The sequence below is a fragment of the Nocardia sp. AB354 genome (assembly GCF_049538315.1).
In the GTDB taxonomy this organism is placed as follows: Bacteria; Actinomycetota; Actinomycetes; order Mycobacteriales; family Mycobacteriaceae; genus Nocardia; species Nocardia nova.
The window spans coordinates 46262-68585 of the sequence record NZ_JBMVFU010000036.1; the positions used below are offsets into that span (position 1 = coordinate 46262).

Consider the following 22324-nt stretch of genomic DNA (forward strand, 5'->3'; position numbering starts at 1 on the left):
ATCAGCCGCGGATGTTCTCTTTGAAGATCGGGCTGAGGGAGACGAAACCGGAGAACTCCATACGTCGGATCCGCCATCCGTCACCCGTGCGGGCGAACTCGAAATCGTAACCACCGGAAAGTAATTGGTGAATGCCGTCGGAGGTCAGCCGGTAGTAGGTGACGTCGGTCTCGGCCGTCGCTGTGTCACCGTCGATCTCGATCACCGGATTGGTGATGTGATGATGGCACTGCGGCACCTGCTCCCACACGGTGCGCACCAGTTCCCGCACCCCTTCGATACCCTTGCCTTCACCGCGCGGAAGACTGTAGACCGCGTCGTCGGCCCAGATATTCATGAAGGTTTCTTCATCGTGTCCGTCGATGCCGTGACAGTACTTCGACATCAACATCTTGATCTCTTCGATGTCGATGACCCACTGGATCTTGTCTTCGAGGCTGCGCTCGCTCATTTCACTCCTGGGAGTGGGACCGATGACGTCGGGCGTCGCATCGACCTGGGGTGTGTGCGACGCCGGACTCCCGAGACTAATGTCGTCGGCCTGTGGCGGATGTCTGAATTTTGGACACAATGGTGCCGACTCCCGCGGTTACGGGGCGTCGGCACGCCTGGGCAGGCCGGCGGCGATTGCCTGCGCCGCCGGTCTGCCCCGCGACTCAGTTGATCGGCTCCGGGAGCTCCGCACCTCCCCGGATCTGCTCTGGGCTCGCAGAACCCGATACGGGCTTCGTTCGGCCGATCAGCGAGACTACGGTGGCGGCGACGAAGGCGGGTAGGGCGAAGGCATAGAAGTTCCACTCGACGCCGAGAGCGGAGCCGGCGATCCACCCGCCGATCAACGGGCCGAGAATCGCGCCGGCCCGGGCCAAGCCCATCGCCGCTCCCACCGCCGAACCGCGGCACGACGCCGGAAAGTGCACGGCTACATAGCCATACGTGAGCGTTGACGTCCCGACCGTTCCCAATCCCGCGCCCGCCACCGCGAGCATCAGGTAACCGACGTCGAGCGGTCGGCTGAGCGCGAGCAACGAGACCCCGCCGACCAGGAAAGACGCGACGATCACGCGTTTGGAGCCGAAACGATCGGCGAGCAGCGAGCCGCCGAGGGTTCCGACCACTGCGCCGAGCTGCAGGACGAGTAGGAACTGCAGCGATGAGCCGAGGGGATATCCGGCTTTGCGCATGAGCTGCGGCAGCCAGGTATTCAGGCCGTACACGATCAGTTGCGAACAGAAGCAGGTGATCACGAACAGTGCTGCCGCGATGACATACGGCCTCGTCAGCAGTAGTCGATAGCCACGCCCGCCCGCGCCGTCGGCCGCCGCCTCGGCAGGCTCGACGGTGTGCTCTCGGCAGGCCGAATCGAAGTCCAGACCGTATCGGGATGCGACGCGGCGAGCGTCATCCGCTCGGCCTCGCAGGATGAGGTAGTTCACCGACTCCGGTAGGTAGAAGTACATGACCGGAAGGATCAGCAGATACAGCGCGGCCAGCCCGTAGAGCAATCGCCAGCTGTGGTCGGGGAGCAGGGCGAGTGCGGCAAGTGCTGCGATGATGCCGCCCAGCGAATAGCCGGTCAAAGTGAGCCCATTGTAGAGCTGACGCCGAGTTTTCGGCGCGTACTCCACAGTCAGGGCGACTGCGGACGGCACCACACCGCCGAGACCGATGCCCGTGACGAACCGGGCGGCCCCGAGAAATTCGGGGGACTGGGCGAGGGCGCAGATCGCGGAGCCGATCGAGAACCACAGGATCCCTGTCATCATGACCTTGCGGCGGCCGATCCGGTCCGTCATCGGGCCCGCCAGCAGGAAACCCACCATCAGACCGGCCAGCGTCCAGCTGCCGATCGCTCCGGCTGTCGCGGCGGTCATATGCCACTGCGGTTCGGCGAGCAAATTCGGCACCGTGGCGCCGTAGACGATCAGATCGTAACCATCGGCGACGATCGTCAAGAAACACAACGCGACCACGAACAATCCGCTGCGTGTGCGCGGAGCGGTAAGCCCCATATTCTCTCCTGGGTAATTCGGTACTGCACCACGTAATATGGTGTCGAGCATTGCGGCCCGTGGTCTGTTATTTCGCGGGGCGGAAAGGCTGGTTGATCGTGGTGAAGTACTGAACGGCGGCCATGATCGCCACCGGTGCGGTCACCAGCAATTGGCCGGCGAGCGTGCCGAGTGCGCCTACGGCGATGATGCCGCCGAGGCATCCGACGGCGGCTGCGGGTACGAATGCGCCGAAGAGTCCGACGATGGTCGCGGCGGCGACCGTGGCTCCGGCGATTCCGCCGAGAACGCAACCGACCGCTCCGCCGGCCAGCCCGCCGACCAGGGTTCCGACGGTCGCGCCGGTGGTGAGGGTCTGGAACATGCGATTCCACGCTGCTTGTTCGCGGTCGTACGGCGTCTTCCACGGGGCCGAGTCTTCGTATGGCAGCGCGACCGGCCGGTAAACCGCGTGCTGCATATCGAATCGCGGAGTCAATGTCGCGGTGTGGTCGCGTATTTCGGCGGCGATGGGAAAGACGAAATCATCCACCCGGAACGACAGTTCGGTACCCGCCAGAACTTTTCCGTCGGAGGCCTTGATTCGGAACACTCCGTTGTCGGCATCCATCGTCCCGGCGTCCGTGGTGATCACGGTGGATTGGTCGGTCGTTGTTGCTTTGTAATTCACCACGTCGGCCCGTGCGGCCGGCGTAGCACCGGAGGAGCCGGCGCAAACGGCGAGAGTGGCCGCGGCTGCCGTGGACACGGTGACGAAACTCCTGAACATATTTTCTCCTCGAGACGCCGACAAATACGAAGTCGGGCGTGCGGAAATGTGAACGCCGAATGCGTCACTCCCGATTCTCAGGTGATGCGGCGGGCTGCCGTGCTGTGTCGGGGACCACAGCGTATCACGCATAGTATACAAAATCTAGTATTTTTAGACCCACGGGGAGTGGGCCAGAAGGGTAGCTGACGGTCCCCGATACTGTTTTAGCCGTGCCTATTCGGAATCGACTCCGGTCCGTGTACGACTGCGCCGTCCACCTCATCGGGTGAACGGCGCAGTCGCAGTTATTGGACGGACGATCAGAAATCGTCGGGGATCGAGCGGGCGGCCGGTCTCGGCATCAGTGAATCGCAGAGGTCGAATGTGCCGATTCGACGGCATATGGCCGGCGGTGACGACCCTCGAAATCGATGACGCCGCGGATATTGAGGCCCGCGTGCATATCCTCGTATGCCTCGTTGACCTGTTCGAGTCGGTATGTGCGAGTGATCATTTCGTCGAGCCGCAGCGCTCCCCGCCGGTAGAGTTCGAGCAGCATCGGCACCTCGTTCTGCGGTCCCGCCATACCGTACAACGCGCCTTGAATGCGCTTTTCGCTCATCGTCAAATCCAGCACGGGCACCGACATCTCGGTCAGGGTATGTGGTGCCGCGCTGGTCACCACCAGGGTCCCCCGTTTACCCAGCGCGTCGTAGGACTGCTTCAACTGCTCCTGCGTGGGAACCCCGATACAGACGACGACCGAGTCGGCGCCCTGACCGTTGGTGGCCGAGCGAGCCACATCGGCTGCCTCGTCGATCGTTTCGACCGCATCGGTCGCGCCGAGGGTGAGCGCCAGTGTGCGCTTCATCCGCACCGGGTCGACGGCGATCACGCGCCCGGCGCCACGGAAGGCCGCACCCTGCACGGCACTCATTCCGATTCCGCCGGTGCCGACGACGGCCACCACATCGCCGACATCGATATCGGCCGCGCGCGTCGATGATCCCCATCCGGTGGGCACCGCACAGCCCACGATGGCCGCGGTCCGGAACGGGATGTCGTCGGGAACCTTCACCACACATTCCTGCGGCACCGTCGTCCACTCCGAGAACGTCGACAGGCATGCGTTCTGTGCGATACCCCGGCCGTCGGTGTGCATGCGAAAAGTGCCGTCGGGGCGCGTGCCGACAGTGATGAGATGTCCGGCGTCGCACAGGTTCTGATGCCCCGTCACGCACATGCGACAGTGGCCGCATGCGGCGATGAACGATGTCACCACATGGTCGCCGGGCTCGACGCGGGTGACGCCGGGACCCACGGCTTCGACCACGCCGGCGCCCTCATGCCCACCGCACGCGGGGTAGGAGTGGAATTGCATGTCGCCCTTGGCGAAATGGTCGTCGGAATGGCACAGGCCGGAGGCCATCACCTTGACGAGAACCTCGCCTTCGCGGGGCTCGTCGAGATCCACCTCCCGCACGTCCCAGGTGCCTGGTGCCTGCCACAGAATGGCCGCGGTCGTTTTCACTTCGGGTATCCTTCTCACTCTCACTGCTAGGTCGCGGGATTCGGCAGATCCGCGAATATCTTTGCCGCGCTGCGCAATACGGTGCTTCCTGGCTACATGGTCGGTTCGATGGGCTTTCCGTCGACGACCAACCGGCGGCTGGCGACGAGAACGAAGACGGTTCTGCTCCACTCGTCGGTCGGATGGCGCCAGGCGTGCAGGGTGCCCCGTTGCACGATGCTGTCGCCCGCCCCGAGGCGCACGATCTGGCCACTGTCCAGCACTGCCTCCAGCTCACCGCTGAGCACGACGCCGTAGTCGATGCTTCCGGTCCGGTGGGCTGGAAACTCGCTGTTGGGCGGGTGATTCGCTGAAAGGCGCAGCCGACCCCGAGGCAGAGTTCGTCACGCCCGGCGGGTGCGACGACTTGCAGGCCGATCGGCAGACCGTTGCGGTCCGCGCCCATGGGGATCGACGTGGCGGGAAATCCCACGGCATTCCAGGTCCGCGTGAAAGTCGGGGACAGAGCCCCGGTGCCCGCGCGCGCCGCATTGATCGAGATGGCGCTGGTCGGTGCCGTGGGGGTCACGAGAACGCCGTCGCCGAGTTCGGCGGACAGCGCCGCGCGGATCTCGTTCACCATGCGAAGCGCGCGCAGTCTGTCGTCGTTGGTCAGTTGCGGAGCGTACGCCAAGGTGGCAACGGTTCGTGGCCGATCCGAGGCCGCCGAAGAACAGTCCGGCACTGATTCCGCCGGCCGTCCCCGCACTCGATCCGCCCGTCCAATGATCCAGCGACCACGGGTTACGCGGAAAGGGGAACGGAGCGCGGACTGCGCGGTCGTCGGCCTCTCGATCGAGGTCAGCAGTCCTTCAAGGCCAGAGGAATGCCGTGCATGGGGCCCAGATCTATTCCGCGAGAGCGGATCATCGGATCTCCGGGCGGCGGCGCGGGCCTGGTCGTCGAACCTGGCGAGGTAGACACCGAGGACAGGATCCAGGCGGTCAGCGGCCTTCAGACTGCGTTCCACCAGTTCGACGGACATCGCGCGCCCCGCCCGCAGGGCCGCCCCGGCCTCGGCGATATCGGCTGGAAAAGCTGTCATGCGATGTGCTTGCGAGCCCACGCGGCGGCCTCGGCGATCGTCCGATCCGCCTCCGGGTCGTTGCCCGCCGCGAAGGGATAGACGTGCTGGCGGGCGGGGGCGACGTCGAGCGTCACCTCGACGCCGGCGGCCTCGGCGGCCTTCACGAATTCCCTTACGCCGCCGAGCAGATTCTCGTGACCGCCGGCCGAGATGAACACCGGCGGAAAGCCCGTGAGATCGGCGTACAGCGGATTGCACAGTGGGTCGGTCGTGCTCCGGCCGCCGAAGGCGATCGAACCCATCGTCACGATCACGGCCTTACTCGCGAGCATGTCGTTGTCCTCGTTGACCATCCACGTGCCGTCCCAGTCGAGCCCGGGGGACAGTGTCAGCACCGTGCCGGGCAGCGGCTCTCCCAGCTCCCGCAGCTGCACCACGAGAGCGAGAGCCAGTGTGCCGCCGGCGGAATCGCCCGCGCTGACGATTCGGCCGGCGTCGAATCCCTCGGTGATCAGCCATCGATATGCCTTCAGACCATCGTCGACCTGTGCCGGATACAGCACTTCGGGCGCACGCCGATATTCGACGAGCAGCACCCGAGCACCGACGGCCTTGGCGAGGTGGCCGGCCATCTTGCGGTGCGAGTTGGTCGACCCGACGATGAATCCGCCGCCGTGGAAGTACAGAACCGCCGAGTTCGGATCGGCGTCGGCCGGAATGCACCAGATCGCGTGCAGACCGTCGATCTCGACCGACTCGTAGCTCACCGAAGTGGGTTCCGTGGCGACCGTATGCCACGCCTCCTGCATATCGCGCATGGTCTCCACCGACATCTGCGGATCGGCTTGCATCCGTCCGCTCCATTCGACGTACAGGGCTCGGAGGGGATCGTTGAACTCGGTCGACATGGTCGGCTCCTCGTTGCGCGCTCGGCGCCGTAGGCCGTAGTTCGACGATCCGATTGTCTGGATGCAGAGAGGGCGAACCACGGTGTGCGCCAGGGGGTTGGTCATATGTGGGCCGGTGCGACCCGAGTGAGATGCATCACTGATGATTGGGTGAAATGCGGAATAAGGCAATTGACGATTTTCGAATCGGAACTTCGAATTACTTCACATCGATTGTGGCGGTCATCGCGTAGGCTGGGACGCAGCGCGCCCTCGAAACCGGTGTAATTTCCTGACCCGCGCTTCTCGGGCTACAACTATTTCGGCCGGGAGCCGGAACGACTTATCGGCTGGTTCGACCGCTATCTGCGGTGATCGTCCGGGTCAGCCGACGCGATCGAGGCGTTCGCTGATCCGCCGTGCTTCGGCGGTGACGGCCGCGGTGATCGCTTCGAGCCGGGCATCGATCCTGGCCGCCGGGCCGGCGAAAGTAAGTACCGCGACGTGGATGCTCGCGCGGAATATCGGCGCGTGGACTCCGCCCAGATCCGGGGTTGTGTGCCGGTCCGCGAAGGACACGCCCTCTCGTGTCGTGCGCGCGAATTCCTCGCGCAGGCGGGCACGAACATCGGAGTCTTCGATGTGACGGGCCAGGTAGTCGTCACGGAACCTCTGGTCGCTGTAGGCGAGGAAACAGCGTCCCGCCGAGGAGGGGTAGAGGGCGCGGCGTTCGCCGATGCGGGCCGAAAACCGTACGGGGCGAGTGGATTCGATGGCATCGGCGTAGACGATCTGTTCACCGATGCGCATACACAACAGCACTGTCTCGTCGAATTCACGATGCAGCGATTCCAGGCTGGGGCGCGCCAGATGTTCGACCGAGGACGAGCGGGCGCCGAGCAGCGTCTCCACGGCCGGGCCGAGGGTGTAGACGCCGACGTCGGTGAGATAGCCGGTGGCGACGAGACCTTTCGCGATGTAGTGCACCGAGGAGCGGGGGGCCTCCAATGCCGTCGCGAGTTCGGCCAGCGTCATGCCCTGGGGGTTGCGGGCGACGAGTTCGAGGATCGTGACCACACGCGAGACCGTCCGGTGTTCCTGCGGCGCGCTCGTCTGGTTCCTGGTCGGCATCGGTTCATCCCATCACGGTGATCAGCGCTCCAGAGAGCATTCATATATACGAACGCCATGTTCGTACATATGATGTAGAGTACGGCCTCGTAGTGATGCGCGCCATATTCGCCGTGGCGGTGTGATCGAGATCCAGCGGGATCGGCGCAGATCCCGGAGTTGAATCGCGAGGTCCAGATGGGAACGTTCAACAGGCTTCACCTGATCCGGCAAGTCGACCTGTTCACGCTGCGGTTGTTTCTCTCGGCGATCGAGGAACGGCAGATCGGCCTCGCGGCCATCCGGGAGAACATCGCCCCCTCCACCGCCACCAAGCGGATCCAGGTCCTCGAGGACATCGCCGGGGTCGAACTGCTCGAACGCGGACCCAAGGGAGTGCTGCCCAGTCCGGCGGGTGCGGTTCTGGAACGCTACGCGCGGTCGATCTTCGGCAGCCTGGATGCGATGCGTTCGGAAATCGCGGCGCTCACCGAGGGGGTGCAGGGGGAGTTGTCCGTTGTCTCCGCGCGCACCATCGTCGTGCCGTTCCTCGCACGCGCGATCGGCGAATTCGGACGTGAGTATCCGCTGGTCGAGGTGGGGTTGCACGAGACGGAGAATGCCGACATCGTGCGGCACGTCGCGCGCGGCGAAGCGGATGTGGGCGTTTTCGCCGCTGCCTACGATCTGGATCTCGACGGCGTCGACGTCATTCCCTACCGGCGGGATCGGCTCGTGGCCGTGGTGCCCCCCGGACATCCGTTGGGCGCGAACACCGCGGTGACATTCCAGGACCTCGCCTCGGAGCGGTTGATCGCACCGCGGGCAATGGTCGGCGCCTTTCGCGCCGCGGCCAAGCGGCTCGGGGACGAATTCCGGTCACCGCATCGCGTGCGTAGTTGTGAAGTCGCCATCGAACTCGTGCACGCCGGTCTGGGTGTCACGGTCGTTCCGGAATGCCTGCTCGACCACGCGCTGTTGTCGCGGGTCGCGGTGCTGGAATTCGATGAGCCGTGGGCCGTGCGCCGAATCCATATCGCGACTCCCAGTGGCCGCCCGACGAGCCCGGCCGCGCAGGCGTTCGTTCATCAGTTGTCGACCCGGCCGGCCGAGGACGACGCAGCCGTCGAGGAGTCGTTGCGTGCGGCCTTCGCCGTCCATGACGCCCCCGTTGGGTGAGCGGGCCCACCGCAGAATCCGTGGCACCGGTGCGACGCGGTGCCACGGACAGCCCGGTCTCAGGAACCGACCCGCTCTACCAGCGCGACCTTCACGTGATCGGGGCGCTTCAGCGTGCCCTCGGGCACCAACTCGACGATCGTCTTCACATTCAGCGCCGACCGCACCCGATCTTCGATCGCGGCCTTCAGCGCGATTTGCCGATCCTGGCTCAGCCCGGCCGCGTGCTCGACCACGAGCGGAAGCGGTCGCTGCGTCGAATGCCCCTCGAAGTCGGCGCGGATACGCATCTCGCCGGTCGTTTCCGGCGCCATCTCGACGACCAGTTGCTTCACCGCGGACGGGAACAGGTTGATGCCCCGCACGATGAGCATGTCATCGGTGCGGCCGACGCATCGGACCTTGTATCCGGTTCGGCCGCAGGAACATTCGGTTCCCGTGACGACGACGTGATCGCGGGTGCGGAACCGCAGCAGTGGCGAGGCCTGGCGCCGCAGCGCGGTATAGACCAACTCGCCCTGGGCGCCCTCGACCGGGTCGACGATATCCCCGGTGACGGGGTCGATCAGCTCGGCGACCATGAGGTCGGGAGACAGGAAATGCATCCCCTCACCGGCCTCGCATTCACCCCAATACGTGCAGGCTATGTCGGTGCCGCCCAGCATCTCTCGCGCGGTGGCGCCCCACAAGGATTCCAGCCGCTGCCGCACGGCGGGCAGTCCGCCGCCGGGCTCACCGCCCACGCTGATCGCGCGCACGCCGAGATCGCGAGCCTTCTGCCCGACGATCTCGGGAGCCTGCTCGGCCAGATAGGTGAGGAAATACGGCGTGCCGATCAGAGCGTCGGGACGCTGATCGGCCTGCACGCGCAACAGGCGCTCGGCACCGGCCTCCGCGCCGATCGGAATATCGACGATCCCCATGTACTGCAGGATCTGCACGACCGGCAGGCCGCCGACGAACCCCTTGCTCATCCCGAATGCGTGCAGCACCCGGTCGCCAGGACGAAAACCGTTGGCGTACAACGCCCGCGCGCCCAATTCGGACCACGTCTCGATGTCACTCGGGGTCAGCCCCACATAGCTGGGGCTACCCGTCGTGCCGGAGGACGCCTGAATCTGCACGATCTCCTCCGGGGCGGCCGCGACGTGTGCGCCCAGCGGTGGTGTCTGCGCGAGGCTGTCGCGCAACTCCTGCTTCTCGGTGAACGGCAGTCCCGCCAGATCGGCGACGGTCCGGACCTTCTCCGGGTCGACTCCGTGTTCGGCGAACTTCGCGCGATAGAAGTCGCTGCGCGCCGCGAGATACCGGATCTGCTCGCACAGGCGCTCATTCTGAATTGCCGCCGCATCGGCGGGGGACGCGCTTTCGATTTCACTCCACCAGGACTCCGAGAACGGAGCTCTACTCATCTTTCCTCCAATATTGTGCCCGACGTCCGCGGCGCGCGAGCATCCGTGGGCTTGCGGGCGTTTACCACTGACGGTCCGGCGAGAATGCCTGCGGACCAGGCAAAATGGGTGCTACTGCGGTCATTGCGCACCGACGGCCGGGCGCGTGTGGCCCACATCGAACCAGCCTTCATAATATCCACGATTCGACGGTTTCCGGAAGGTGAAAGCGGTTCGAATAATTCGAATCGCGAATTCAATTTTCGCCAATTGGAATATCTATGTACACGGAATAGCCTCGCTGTGATCGGGCCTGCCCGGCTCATCACACCTGCACATTTTCGATCATCCCGGGAGCTGACACCATGGAGTGGCAAGGCAAATACGACAGCTTGTTCATCGGTGGGCAGTGGGTGGCTCCGTCGACCGACGAGCTCATCGGTGTGGTGTCGCCGTATACCGAGCAGTCGATCGCCCGGGTTCCCGCCGGCGCGAACCCGGATATCGACAACGCGGTGGCAGCCGCACGGCGTGCGTTCGATCAGGGGAGCTGGCCACGGATGCCGCTTGCCGATCGCATCGAGGCGATGCGCCGGCTGAGCGCGGAGATGCAGGCGGCCGAAGCATTGATGGCAGAGGTCGTCACCGCCGAAATGGGCTGCCCCATTACGCAATCTCGTCTCATCCAGTCGCGGCGCCCGCGATTGATCCTGGACGCGATGATCGACCTGGCGCAGAAGTACCCGTTCGACGAAATCCGTGAGGCCCCGTCCGGCCGGGCACGGGTGACCCGCGAACCGGTCGGTGTGCTCGCCGCGATCGTGCCGTGGAACGCCCCGCATCTGGTGACGATGATGAAACTGGCGCCCGCGCTGCTCACGGGATGCACGGTGGTACTCAAACCCTCGCCCGAGACGCCGCTGGACGCCTATCTGCTCGCCGAACTGATCTCGCGAGCCGGACTTCCGGATGGTGTCGTGAATATCGTTCCCGCACACCGCGATCCGAGCGAGTACCTGGTGACCCATCCCGGGGTGGATATGGTCTCCTTCACCGGCTCCACCGGTGCGGGGCGGCGGATCGGTGCGTTGTGCGGTGGCCTTCTGCGGCGGGCCGCGCTGGAACTCGGTGGCAAATCGGCCGCCATCGTTCTCGACGATGCCGATCTGGAATCCACGGTCGACGCTCTGCGTGCCGGAGCCTTCCGCAATACCGGGCAGGTGTGCAGTTCCAAGACCCGCGTCGTGGTCTCACACAGGCGCGCAACGGAATTCATCGACGCCCTGCGTGCCGCGACCGAGGCCATGCCGGTCGGAGATCCGTCCGATCCGGCGACGGAATTCGGGCCGCTGGTCTCCGCGCGGCAGCGTGAGGGCGTCGAAGGGTATATCCGGGCTGGTCGTGCGGAAGGCGCGACGGTTGTGCTGGGCGGCGGCCGGCCCACGGGGGTGGACACCGGGTGGTTCGTCGAGCCGACCATCTTCGCCGGGGTGCGGCCGGAGATGCGGATCGCGCAGGAGGAGATCTTCGGACCGGTGCTGTCGGTGCTGGAATACGACACCGAAGACGAGGCCATCGCCATCGCCAACGATTCCGCGTATGGACTCAACGGCGCGATTTTCACCTCCGACCCGCAGCGAGCGGTCGCACTCGCCGAGCGGATCCGGACCGGAACCGTGGAGATCAACGGTAATCCGGTGGGTTTGGTCGCACCGGTCGGCGGGGTCAAGGACAGCGGACTGGGCCGGGAATTGGGACCGGAAGGTTTCGACGAGTTCATCGAATTCAAGTCGGTCGGGTTGCCTCGCGACCTGGCCCTCGGATGACACGGAAGTGGCCGGTACTACGGAGTGCGCATGAGTGAATCGACCGGCCCGCTGTCGGGTATCAAAGTTGTCGAATTGGGAGGCGTCGGTCCCACCCCGTTCTGCTGTCAGTTGCTGGCCGATCTCGGCGCCGACATCATCCGTATCGACCGGCCGCCCGGATACGACGGCGGTGCACCGATCGAACCGCAATTCGATCTGCTCAACCGGGGACGGCGTAGCGCCGCCATCGATCTGAAGAAGCCGGAAGCCGTTGCGGCTGTGCTCGATCTGGTGCGCCGGGCCGATGTGCTGATCGAGGGTTTTCGACCCGGCGTCGCCGAAAAGCTGGGGTTGGGCCCCGACGAATGCACGGCCGCGAACCCTCGATTGGTGTACGGCCGGATGACGGGCTGGGGCCAGCACGGTCCGCTGGCGCAGGCGCCCGGGCACGACATCAACTACATCGCGCTCACCGGAGTTCTGCATTCGATCGGCTCCGCGGGTGGACCACCGACTCCGCCGTTGAATCTCGCCGGTGATTTCGGCGGCGGCGCACTGTATCTGGCGTTCGGCATTCTTGCCGCGCTGCTGGAGCGGCACAGTTCGGGACATGGCCAGGTGATCGATGCGGCGATGGTCGACGGATCGGCCTCGCTGATGACACTGTTCTACGGATTGCACGCCGCGGGTTATTGGCGCGACGAGCGGGGCGTGAACCGCCTCGACTCGGGTGCGCCCTGGTACAACACCTACCGCACGCGCGACGGACAATGGCTGGCCATCGGCTCCAACGAAGTGCGCTTCTGGCGCAATACACTGCGCATCCTGGAATTGGACGAGGCCGACATGCCCGACCAGCACGACCGGTCACGCTGGCCCGAAATGCACGACCGCCTCGCCGAGGTGATCGCCACCCGCACCCGCGACGAATGGTGCGCACTGGCCGAAGGGCAGGACGTGTGCTTCGCGCCGGTACTGTCGCTGAGCGAGGCTCCCCAGCATCCGCATCTGCGGGCCCGGGAAACGTTCATCGAGGTCGACGGCGTGGTCCAGCCCGCGCCGGCACCACGCTTCAGTCGAACGCCGGGCGCCGTCCAGCGACCGCCGGCGCGCCCGGGCGAGCACACCGACGAGGTGCTCGGCGCGTGGGGATTCGCGCCCGACCGGCTGGCGGCGTTGCGTTCCGCCGGTGCGATCGCATGATCGTGGTACGGCGCCGGGGAAATGCGCGATCGCATTATTCGAATCCGTCGAAGCACTGATTCGCAATTTATCACTTGGATCGCCCGCCGCGGCAGCTTAGCCTCGATGCCGGGGGCGAATCCGAAAATTACCGGCTCATACATATGGAGCGAACACGAAAATGAATTCGAACTTTCTCACCGAATCCCAGGCGGACTGGCTCGACGTCGTCAACAAATTCATGGACAACGAGATCACCGTCGAATACGTGCGCAAGTGTGACTCGGCCCGCGAGTACCCGTACGAGGCCTACGAGAAGATCGCCAAGCAGGGCTGGCTGGGCATTCTCATCCCGGAGGAGGAAGGCGGCTCCGGCGGCGACATCTTCGACTACTCGCTGATGGCCGAGGGGCTGGGCAAATTCGGATTCGACTTCGCCTGTTCGGTGCTGGTTCCCACCTTCACCGCGATGAACATCATCAAGTACGGCACGGCCGAGCAGAAGGCCAAATACGTCAAACCGTTCATCGACGGCCAGATCCGCTTCTCGGTGTCGATCTCCGAACCCGATGCCGGCTCCGACGCCTCCAACACCAAGACCCGGGCCCGTCGCGACGAGAACGGCGACTGGATCGTGTCCGGTCAAAAGCTGTGGTGCAGTGGCGCCGCCGCGAAGGACACCGTGATCGCGATGCTGGTGCGCACCGACACCGACGACAAGCATGGCGGCCTGTCGGTGCTGTTGATCCCGAACGACACACCCGGCCTGGACATTCGGCGGCTTCCCACCCTGTCGCGTCACGCGACCGGCACCACCGAGATCTTCCTCGACGAGGTCCGCGTTCCCGCCGACGCGCTGCTCGGTGAGGTCGGCCAGGGCTGGAAGATCATCACCGAGCACCTCGAGCTGGAGCGCTGCGCGGTCGCCGCGGCCTATGTCGGCAACGCGCAGGAAGCGGTCCGGGCGGCCAACAAGTACGCCCACGAGCGCGTCCAGTTCGGCAAGCCGATCTACGAGTTCCAGGTGCTCAAGCACATGCTGGCCGAGAACCAGACCCGGGTCGACGCGGCCCGCCTGCTCTGCTATCGCGCCGCGAAGATGAAGGCCGAGGGCCTGCCGGCCGCCAGTGAGACCTCGATGGCGAAGCTGTACGGCTCGGAGACCCTCAAACAGAGCGCACTGGACGGCATGCAGATCCTCGGCGGTTACGCCAACCTGCCCGAGGCCGATATGGAGCGGTACCTGCGGGAGAGCGTCCAGTCCACCATCGGCGGCGGCACCTCGCAGATCCAGCGCACCATCATCGCGAAGTCGATGCGCCTGTCTGCCAACGCGTAAACGCCCGCCCCGCAGTACTTTCGGAAGGAATTCGATGGTAGCCATCAACAACCGTATCGATATGCCGCTCGACGAGATCGAGGTCGGCACGATCTTCCGCTCGGGCGGTCGGACGATCACCGAAACCGACGTCGTGAATTTCTGTGCGCTCACCGGCAATTGGATCGAGATCCACTCCAATGTGCACTACGCCTCGCAGACGCGGTTCGGTGAGCGGATCGTGCAGGGATCGCTCACCTATTCGGTGATGACCGGCCTGATCCAGTTCGGTCCGTCGATTCAGGCGAACTACGGCATCGACAACCTGCGGTATCTCAAGCCGGTGGTCATCGGCGATACCATCTACGCCACGGCCGAGGTCATCGGCAAGAAGGACAAGGACGACAAGTACGGCGTCGTCACCTTCTTGATGAAGGCGCTCAACCAGGACGGCTATGTCGTGCAGAAGAGCGAGTGGAGCCTGCTGATGCTGCGCAAGCGCGAGGACCTCGACGCGCTGGTCGGCTCCTCCGTCCCCACCGAGCGCCCGAAGGACTGATCTGCGTGCCTGCCACTCCTGTCGCCGCGATCATCGGCATGGGCGACGCGTACGCCTCGCGGGACAACCGCAAGGACCCCATGCAGCTCGCCGTGGAAGCGACCTACGGCGCCCTCGCCGATGCGGGGATTCGCAAGAATCAGATCGATGCGGTCTTCACCGGCCGCTCGCCCTGGGCCGACAAACGTTCGCAGTGGTCGAACATCTTCATCTCGCACATGCACATGCCGGTGACCATCGACAGCGAAATCACCATGCACGGTGCGGGTCTCACCTCGTCCATCGCGATCGCCTCGCAGATGATCGCGGCGGGACAGGCCGAATATGTGCTGTGCCTGCAGAGCGACGCGACCGAACTGTTCGTCGATGCCGTGGCGATGGGAGCGGAGGCGGATTCGGACCCCCAGGTGGAGGTCCCCTACGGCGCGACCATCCCGTCCCTGTATGCGCAGGCGGCGTGCCGGTATTTTCACGAATTCGCTATCACAGAGGCCGATCTCGCCGATGTCGCCATCGCGAATCAGCGCTGGGGCGTGCACCATCCACATGCTGCCAAGGCGCGGTTCGGCGAGATCGACCGGGAGAAGGTGCTGTCCTCGCCGTACGTCGCGACACCGCTGCGGCGGTGGATGTGCTCGACGTGGGGTGGCGGCACCGGCGGCGCGCTGATCGTCACCTCACCCGACAATGCCGGTGACCGCGAGGACGTGGTCTACGTCCACGGCTACGGTTCGGCAAGCACCCACGAGTACCTCACCGATCGAATGAATCTGCGGCACAGTCGATTCCCCGGTCTGGGTGTGCTGCCGAACCTCACTCACACCGCCACGGCCGAAGCCGCCCGCCAGGCCTACGGCATGTCCGGGCTCGGCCCGTCGGATATCGACATGCTGCAGCTGTCGGTGAACTTCGCGCACATGGGCCCGATCGTGCTCGAGGATCTCGGGTTCGCGAAGAAGGGCCACGGCATCGACATCTACCGGGAGGGCCGCACCGCCATCGACGGAGATCTGCCGACCGACACCAACGGCGGCTGGCTGTCGTTCGGGCAACCCGGAATCTCCTGCAATATGGACAGCCTCGTCGAGGCCATCCGGCAATTGCGCGGCACCGCCCTCGGCGCGGCACCGGCGAAGCGACCGGAAACGGTGCTCGTCCAGGGCGCCGGCGGCATGCTCGCGGCCGGAAGCGTCATGGTGCTGTCGTCGGCGGCCTGACCAGGGAAAAGGACTAGACATGAGCGATACGCAGCCACTGAACGAGTGGCCGCAGCCCTACCGTCAGCTCGATTCCGAACCGTACTGGGAGGCACTGGCCGAGGAGCGGCTGACCTATCAGCGCTGCGGAGCCTGCCACGAGGCGGTATGGCCAGCGCACTCGCACTGCCCGCACTGCGACGCCGCCGAACTGACCTGGCAGCAGTCGCAGGGAGTCGGAACTGTGTACTCCTACAGCACGATCGGTCGCGGCCCCACCCCGGTCTGGGCGGCGATCGTGCCCTACACCGTCGGATTCGTCGAACTCGCCGAGGGCTATCACCTGTTCACTCAGATCGAGGGAGACCCGGAGGCGATCGAGATCGGTATGCCGGTGGAGGTCCGCTTCGTCGAACGCGGCGGGCAGAAGCTGCCCGTCTTCGCCCGGCCGGCGGGCTGACCATTCATTGACTGGGAGCCGAGGGCGGACGACCGTGGCTCACGAGCAGAGGTTTCAACGATGACCGGACCATTGGACGGAATACGGATCCTCGATCTGACGTCGAACTTCATGGGTCCGTACGCGTCGCTGCTGCTGGCCGATATGGGCGCCGACGTCGCCAAGATCGAGTCCCGCGCGGGCGACACCACCCGCGGTGTGGGGCCGTGCCGTAATCGTGGGATGAGTGCTATCTTCCTGCATCTCAACCGCAACAAGCGCAGTGTGGTGCTGGATCTGAAGAGTGCCGACGGCAACGCGGCGCTGAAGCGGATGCTGACATCCGCCGACGTGCTGTTGTACAGTCTGCGCCCGCAGGCGATGGCGAAACTGGGTCTGTCCTACGACGATGTCAGCGCGATCAATCCGGCGGTGATCTATTGCGGCGCATTCGGTTTCGGACAGAACGGGCCGTACGCATCCCGCCCGGCCTACGACGACCTGATCCAGGCCGCGGTCGGTATGCCGGTGTTGCAGAGTCGCAAGATCGGTGCGCCGGATTATGTGGCGACCGCGATCGCCGATCGGGTCGTCGGGATGGCGACCTCCACCGCGATATCGATGGCACTGTTCCACCGCGAGCGAACCGGCCGCGGTCAAGAAGTGCAGGTGCCGATGTTCGAGACCTTCGCGCATTTCGTGATAGGCGACCACCTCTACGGTTACACCTTCGACCCGCCGATCGGCGATTGGGGTTATGCCCGGATGATGAATCCGGACCGTCGCCCGTATCGCACGACCGACGGCTACCTCGGTGTCAACGTCTACACCGACAAGCACTGGCACCGGTTCTTCGAACTGTCCGGGCATCCGGAGATGACAGCGGATCCGCGTTTCGCCGACATCCACGGCCGGACCGCGAATATCGCTGAGCTGTGCGAATTTCTGGCACGGACCTTCACCACGAAGTCGACCGCGGAGTGGGTGCAGATCCTCACAGACGCCGACATTCCGGTCATCGAGATGAAAACGCCCGACTCCTTGCTGGACGATCCACACATGAAGGCCGTCGGCTTCTTCATCGACGAACACCATCCGACCGAAGGCAAGCTCAAATCGCTGGGCATCCCGCAGCAGTGGAGCGACAGCCGGCCGGAACTGCGGTATCCGGCACCCCGGCTCGGTGAGCATTCCGCGCAACTGCTGGCCGAATACGGTTTCGGCGCAGCGGAAATCGACCAACTGTTGAACTCCGGCGCCGCATACGAGGCCGATCGTGCGACGCCGGGCGAATAGGAATCGGAGACAGCCATGACGAGCGATCTGCCGCTGGCCGGAATAACCGTGGTCGAGCTGGGCGACAGCGCTTCGGCTCCCTTCGCGGGCAAGATACTCGCGGAATTGGGCGCCCAGGTGTGGAAGGTGGAGCGCCCGACCGGGGACTCCTCGCGCGGCTGGGGTCCGAGCATGTGGCAGGGCAGTGGCGCCGCGTTTCACGCGCTCAACCGCGGAAAGCGTTGCATCCGTATCGATATCAAGGATCAGGAGCAGCTCGCGACGCTGCATGAGCTGATCGCCTCCCGCGCGGACGTCTTCCTGCACAATCTTCGGCCGGGTTCCGCCGCGCGGTACGGACTCGACGCGGACAGCTTGCGGGTCACCAAACCCGAGCTAGTCTACGCCGAGGTGGGCGCGTTCGGACACACCGGACCCATGAACACACTGCCCGGATACGACCCGCTGATGCAGGCGTTCTCGGGAATCATGAGCATCACCGGTGAAGAGGGGCAGGCCCCGGTGCGCGCCGGAGTATCGATCGTCGACTTCGGCACCGGTATGTGGGCGGTGATCGGCATCCTCGCCGCCCTGTTCCGGCGCCAGGCCAAACACACCGGCGCGACGGTGAACAGCTCACTGCTGGAAACCGCCATCGCGTGGATGAGTGTCGGCATCGCCAACTACACCGCCGACGGTGAGATCGGCGGCCGGCATGGATCCGGAGTCGCGTTCATCGTGCCGCACCGCGCGTACGAGGCGGCCGACGGCTATCTCGTGGTCAGTTGCGCGAACGACGCGCTGTTCGCTCGGTTGTGCGCTGCGCTGGGGCATCCGGAGTGGGCCGCCGACCCCCGATTCGCCACCAACGCCGCACGCCTGACCAACCGCGACGACATCGACCGCCTGATCGGCGAGCAGATCATCACGCACACCCGCGAGCACTGGCAGGGCGTTCTCCAGGCCGCCGGTATCCCGGTCGCGCCGACCCAGAACACCGCCGAGATCGTCGCGCACGAGCAGACCCATGCCCTCGAGATCCTGGGAAAGCCGAGCGACGACGAGATCGCCGTGGTCGGCCTGCCACTGTCGTTCGACGGCAAGCGCCCCGCTCCGCTGTATGCCGCACGCGATATCGGTGCCGACAACGATCTGCTCGACAAAGTGAAGAACGGAAGCTGAGCGTCCGGGCTCGAATACCGGGCCAGCGGGTTCGGACTGGGTGGCATCGAGAACGGCGGCCGCGCACTGCGCGACCGCCGTTCTCGGGAAGGGATGCGATCAGGTGTCGTGCACGATGACCCCGCGCAGATTGCGTCCGGCCTTCATGTCGTCGAAGCCCTGATTGATCTGGTCCAGGGAGTAGCGGGTCGTCACGAGCCCTTCGAGCTCGAGCGTGCCCTGCTGATACATCGCGAGTTGGGCGGGGATATCGGCGGTGGGGGAGCAGGCGCCGAACAGCGCGCCCTGTAATCGCTTCTGGAACAGTGTCAGCTCGTGCAGGTTGATATCTCCGTCCTTGACGAAGGTGTCGCCGAGGCCGACAGCGACGCAGGTCCCGCCCTTGCGCACCGCCTGCAATGCCTGACCGATATGGCGGCCCGTCGTCACGCCGACGGTGACGATCGAGGCATCCGCGCCTTGGCCTTCGGTCAGTGAACGCGCGAGTTCTTCGGCTTCCTCCATCGTCGAGAAGGCATGTGTGGCACCGAATTTCAGTGCGGATTCGCGTTTGAACTCCACCGGATCCACGGCGATGACCGCACTCGCACCGGCATGTGCGGCGCCCTGGACGGCATTGATGCCGATACCGCCGATGCCCATCACGATCACCACGTCGCCCGGGCGCACCTGAGCCGAATTCACCGCCGCACCCCAGCCGGTGCCGACACCGCACCCGGTGAGCACCGCGACATCGAGCGGGATCTCCGGATCGATGCGAATGGCCGATGCGGTCGACACCGTCACGTGTTCGCAGAACGTGCCCAATCCGGCTAGCTGTCCCACGGGCCTGCCGTCCATCGAGAGCCGGAACGACGTGGGGTCGTCGAAGCGTGCGCCGGTGGCCAAGAAGGCCCCGAGATTGCAGAGATTCTGCAGACCCTTCGCGCACCATCTACAGCGTCCGCAGACCGGCAGGAAGGAGAAGACCACATGGTCGCCCTCGGCGAAGCCGATCGTCCCCGGCCCGACCGCTTCCACGATGCCTGCACCCTCGTGTCCACCGGCGATCGGCAGGATGCCGGGAGTCTGATCTCCGACTGCGAAGTGGTCGTCGGAATGGCACAGTCCGCTGGCGACCATCTTCACGCGGATCTCGCCCGGCCTGGGATCGTCCATTTCCAACTCGACGACCTCGTATCGGCCCGGAGATTCGAGCAGCACCGCGCCACGTGTCCTCATCGACCCAACTCCTCTGGAAACTTGAAATGCGGTCGGGTCGAATGTTTCGCGCCGATCGCGACGAATACTTGCTGCATCGTGACACCGCCTGCAAATGCAGGTCAATTGGCATTTTTCGAAATGGGAATTCGCAAAATGTCAACTGACCTCACACCGGCGATGTTCGACGGTTCCGATACCGACGAGGCCGATGCGATGCTCGTCGCGGCGCTGGCCGACTTGACGGCACTACGGCGCGACACTCCCGGAAAAGACATCACGTCCCGGTGCTCCGGCATCCGGCCGGATTCGACGACACCGAGATGATCGGTCAGCTTCTACGGTGCGGGAATCGAACCGCTGCAGAATTTGATCGTCAACACGCTGCGAATGCTGCGCACCGACGACCGATTCGCGGGCGGTCTGCTCGGTGGCAGCGTGACCACGCGCGCTGCCCTGGACGAAGTGTTGTTCACCGATCCGCCGCTGGCCGATATGTGCACCTCTTTTGCCCGCCAGCCGATCCTGATCGCAGGGGTCTGGTTGCCCGCCCGTCAGCCCATGGTCATCAGTATGGCCGCGTGCAACAACGATCCGGCGGTGAACAGCGGGCGGTACCTGGACAACAGCGCGCATTTGTCGTGGAGTATCGGCCCCCACGCCTGCCCGGCCCGATCTGTTGCCTACCTGGTGGCGCAGGACGCGATCGATCAGTTGGTCGATGCGCTACCGGAAATTCGGCTCGCTTGTCGAGCCGAGGAATCGAGCTGGCGTCCGGGACCGTTCCACCGCGCTCTGACCGAGTTACCGGTTGTGTTTCCACCGTCGTCACCGCTCAGTATCGGCGAAGTGTCCAGGAAATGAAACACCGGCACCGCCCGACTCGCGATCACAGCTGTCGTACTGTGCATTTTTCTGGACACTGACGCGCTGAAAATTCCCCTAGATTCGAGCGGCCGGGAACGCGTTTCCACATGCGTTCCCGTGATAATGCGGAACCGCCCGTGCCGCAGAGAGATTGCGGCACCGGCGGCCGCATCGAACCGATTCCGGGAGGAAAGTCGATGGCGACGTTCACGCGAATACGAGCACGATGGAGGCAAACGGGTCCGGCCGGCCCGAGGCGGCGGAGACGCGGGTTCGGCGTTGCCGCAACACTGTCCGTGGCTGTGCTGGCCGGGATGACCGGGGCCGTCGCGCCGGCGGCCCCCGAAGCGTCGGCTGCGCCCCAGGCGCATCCTCGGTTCCTGGTCGTCGCCGGTACCGCGTCGATGGGGATCGGCGTGGTGAAGGTGGGCGATGACGGTGTGTTGAGGCGCGTGCCCGGTAGTCCGTTCCCGACCGGATTCGGCGTTCTGTCGTTGGTGCTCGCACCCGATGGGCGGACCGTCTATGTCCCGCACGTCGGTGACATGGCTGTCAGCGGTTACCGGCTCGACGACGACGGCGCGCTGCACCCGATTCCCGGCGCGACGGTCGCACTCGACGGTCCGCCGACCGCCGCGGAGTTGGCGCCGGACGGATCGCATCTGTTCGTGGTGGTCGGCGGCGTTCCGGGGCATGTGGTGTCGTTCGCGGTCGCGCCGTCGGGTGCGTTGAGTCCGACGGGTGCGCCTCCGGTCCCGGTGGAGGGTCTGAGCGCGGTGGGCATGGCCAGTGTCGACCCGAGCGGGCGCTATCTGCGGGTCGCGACCTATATCGGTAATACGCTGTCCAACTTCGCCATTGGCGCCGACGGTGCGCTCACTCCGCTCGGACCGACGCCTGTCGAACTCGGCCCGGTCCGACCCGGCTACACCCCCGACGGCCGGTTCGTCTACTCGAGCAACGAGTTCGGGACGAATCTATCCGGATTCGTGATCGGCGCCGATGGCACGTTGACGCCAACCCCGGGATCGCCGTATCCGACCGGTGGGGTGCCGCACGGCGCGGTCGTCACCGCGGATGGTCGGCGCCTCTACGTGCCCAATGCCATCGGTCAGTCGATCGCCGGATTCGAGGTGCGCGCCGACGGGGCCCTGACCCCGCTTCCCGGGTCGCCGTACACCGCTCCCGCTGCGACCCTGCCCGGTCAGGTCGCCCTGCATCCCGATGGGCGGCACCTGTATCTCGCGGATGTGCTGACCGCGCACGGAACCACGATGGTGCATTCGTACTCGATCGGGGCCGACGGTGGTCTGATGCCGTCGGGGCAACCCCCGATCGACACGGGTGTCGTCATGTCGGATGGCCCCGTTG

Annotated in this window: 21 protein-coding genes and 1 pseudogene; 12 read left to right on the forward strand and 10 right to left on the reverse strand. The window is 65.2% G+C overall.

What is annotated here, in order from left to right; all coding sequences use genetic code 11:
* Position 1 precedes the first annotated feature (1 nt).
* From ACPCUW_RS33010 to ACPCUW_RS33045, 8 genes and pseudogenes are all read right to left on the reverse strand, one after another.
* Positions 2–451 carry a nuclear transport factor 2 family protein gene (locus ACPCUW_RS33010; RefSeq protein ID WP_423429215.1) on the reverse strand — a complete coding sequence of 150 codons (450 nt, stop codon included), beginning with the start codon at positions 449–451 and terminating at the stop codon, positions 2–4.
* A 205-nt stretch (positions 452–656) separates the two neighbouring features.
* Positions 657–2012 carry an MFS transporter gene (locus tag ACPCUW_RS33015; protein ID WP_423429216.1) on the reverse strand — a complete coding sequence of 452 codons (1356 nt, stop codon included), beginning with the start codon at positions 2010–2012 and terminating at the stop codon, positions 657–659.
* Between the two features lie 67 nt (positions 2013–2079).
* On the reverse strand, positions 2080–2781 hold the full coding sequence (locus ACPCUW_RS33020) for a hypothetical protein (RefSeq protein ID WP_423429218.1): 702 nt from the start codon (positions 2779–2781) through the stop codon (positions 2080–2082).
* A gap of 343 nt (positions 2782–3124) precedes the next feature.
* Positions 3125–4294: an NDMA-dependent alcohol dehydrogenase gene (locus tag ACPCUW_RS33025; RefSeq protein WP_423429219.1), complete on the reverse strand. Its 1170-nt coding sequence runs from the start codon at positions 4292–4294 to the stop codon at positions 3125–3127.
* Positions 4295–4386: 92 nt separating this feature from the next.
* Positions 4387–4671, reverse strand: a complete 285-nt coding sequence (locus tag ACPCUW_RS33030) for a cupin domain-containing protein (RefSeq protein WP_195050302.1) — start codon at positions 4669–4671, stop codon at positions 4387–4389.
* A 5-nt stretch (positions 4672–4676) separates the two neighbouring features.
* Positions 4677–5378, reverse strand: a pseudogene (locus tag ACPCUW_RS33035) (amidase family protein); the annotation flags it as partial.
* Positions 5375–6268, reverse strand: a complete 894-nt coding sequence (locus tag ACPCUW_RS33040; protein WP_423429221.1) for an alpha/beta hydrolase — start codon at positions 6266–6268, stop codon at positions 5375–5377. The gene ACPCUW_RS33040 and the pseudogene ACPCUW_RS33035, both read right to left, overlap by 4 nt.
* 363 nt (positions 6269–6631) lie before the next feature.
* Complete coding sequence (locus ACPCUW_RS33045) at positions 6632–7378, reverse strand: IclR family transcriptional regulator (RefSeq protein ID WP_423429223.1); 747 nt, start codon at positions 7376–7378, stop codon at positions 6632–6634.
* A gap of 177 nt (positions 7379–7555) precedes the next feature.
* Here ACPCUW_RS33045 and ACPCUW_RS33050 point away from each other — a divergent pair, with 177 nt between their 5' ends.
* A complete protein-coding gene (locus tag ACPCUW_RS33050) occupies positions 7556–8536 on the forward strand; it encodes a LysR family transcriptional regulator (protein WP_423429224.1) in 981 nt (326 codons plus the stop codon).
* 59 nt (positions 8537–8595) lie between these two features.
* On the opposite strand, the gene ACPCUW_RS33055 is transcribed toward ACPCUW_RS33050, so the two are convergent.
* A complete protein-coding gene (locus ACPCUW_RS33055) occupies positions 8596–9948 on the reverse strand; it encodes a phenylacetate--CoA ligase family protein (protein WP_423429226.1) in 1353 nt (450 codons plus the stop codon).
* Positions 9949–10292: 344 nt separating this feature from the next.
* Between ACPCUW_RS33055 and ACPCUW_RS33060 the strand changes: the two genes are divergently transcribed.
* From ACPCUW_RS33060 to ACPCUW_RS33095, 8 genes are all read left to right on the forward strand, one after another.
* Positions 10293–11753 (forward strand): aldehyde dehydrogenase, encoded by a 1461-nt coding sequence (locus ACPCUW_RS33060; RefSeq protein ID WP_423429228.1) that lies wholly within the window; start codon positions 10293–10295, stop codon positions 11751–11753.
* Positions 11754–11783: 30 nt separating this feature from the next.
* Entirely contained in the window at positions 11784–12938 is a 1155-nt protein-coding gene (locus ACPCUW_RS33065) for a CaiB/BaiF CoA transferase family protein (protein WP_423429230.1), read from the forward strand.
* Between the two features lie 160 nt (positions 12939–13098).
* Positions 13099–14256 carry an acyl-CoA dehydrogenase family protein gene (locus tag ACPCUW_RS33070; protein WP_195050196.1) on the forward strand — a complete coding sequence of 386 codons (1158 nt, stop codon included), beginning with the start codon at positions 13099–13101 and terminating at the stop codon, positions 14254–14256.
* A gap of 34 nt (positions 14257–14290) precedes the next feature.
* On the forward strand, positions 14291–14794 hold the full coding sequence (locus tag ACPCUW_RS33075) for a MaoC/PaaZ C-terminal domain-containing protein (RefSeq protein WP_195050197.1): 504 nt from the start codon (positions 14291–14293) through the stop codon (positions 14792–14794).
* A gap of 5 nt (positions 14795–14799) precedes the next feature.
* A complete protein-coding gene (locus ACPCUW_RS33080; protein WP_423429232.1) occupies positions 14800–16011 on the forward strand; it encodes a thiolase family protein in 1212 nt (403 codons plus the stop codon).
* Positions 16012–16030: 19 nt separating this feature from the next.
* On the forward strand, positions 16031–16450 hold the full coding sequence (locus ACPCUW_RS33085; RefSeq protein ID WP_195050198.1) for a Zn-ribbon domain-containing OB-fold protein: 420 nt from the start codon (positions 16031–16033) through the stop codon (positions 16448–16450).
* A 60-nt stretch (positions 16451–16510) separates the two neighbouring features.
* A complete protein-coding gene (locus tag ACPCUW_RS33090) occupies positions 16511–17725 on the forward strand; it encodes a CaiB/BaiF CoA transferase family protein (RefSeq protein ID WP_423429234.1) in 1215 nt (404 codons plus the stop codon).
* A gap of 15 nt (positions 17726–17740) precedes the next feature.
* Complete coding sequence (locus ACPCUW_RS33095; RefSeq protein ID WP_423429235.1) at positions 17741–18886, forward strand: CaiB/BaiF CoA transferase family protein; 1146 nt, start codon at positions 17741–17743, stop codon at positions 18884–18886.
* A 99-nt stretch (positions 18887–18985) separates the two neighbouring features.
* On the opposite strand, the gene ACPCUW_RS33100 is transcribed toward ACPCUW_RS33095, so the two are convergent.
* Positions 18986–20107, reverse strand: a complete 1122-nt coding sequence (locus ACPCUW_RS33100; RefSeq protein WP_423429237.1) for an NDMA-dependent alcohol dehydrogenase — start codon at positions 20105–20107, stop codon at positions 18986–18988.
* 135 nt (positions 20108–20242) lie between these two features.
* On the opposite strand from ACPCUW_RS33100, the gene ACPCUW_RS33105 reads away from it, so the two are divergent.
* From ACPCUW_RS33105 to ACPCUW_RS33115, 3 genes are all read left to right on the forward strand, one after another.
* The gene (locus tag ACPCUW_RS33105) at positions 20243–20413 is read left to right on the forward strand and encodes a hypothetical protein (RefSeq protein WP_423429239.1); all 171 of its coding nucleotides are present in this window, start codon (positions 20243–20245) and stop codon (positions 20411–20413) included.
* A 138-nt stretch (positions 20414–20551) separates the two neighbouring features.
* Positions 20552–20950, forward strand: coding sequence for a hypothetical protein (locus ACPCUW_RS33110; protein WP_423429240.1), 399 nt, complete (start codon positions 20552–20554; stop codon positions 20948–20950).
* 317 nt (positions 20951–21267) lie between these two features.
* On the forward strand, positions 21268–22324 hold a 1057-nt coding region (locus tag ACPCUW_RS33115; protein ID WP_423429241.1), incomplete at its 3' end, for a lactonase family protein.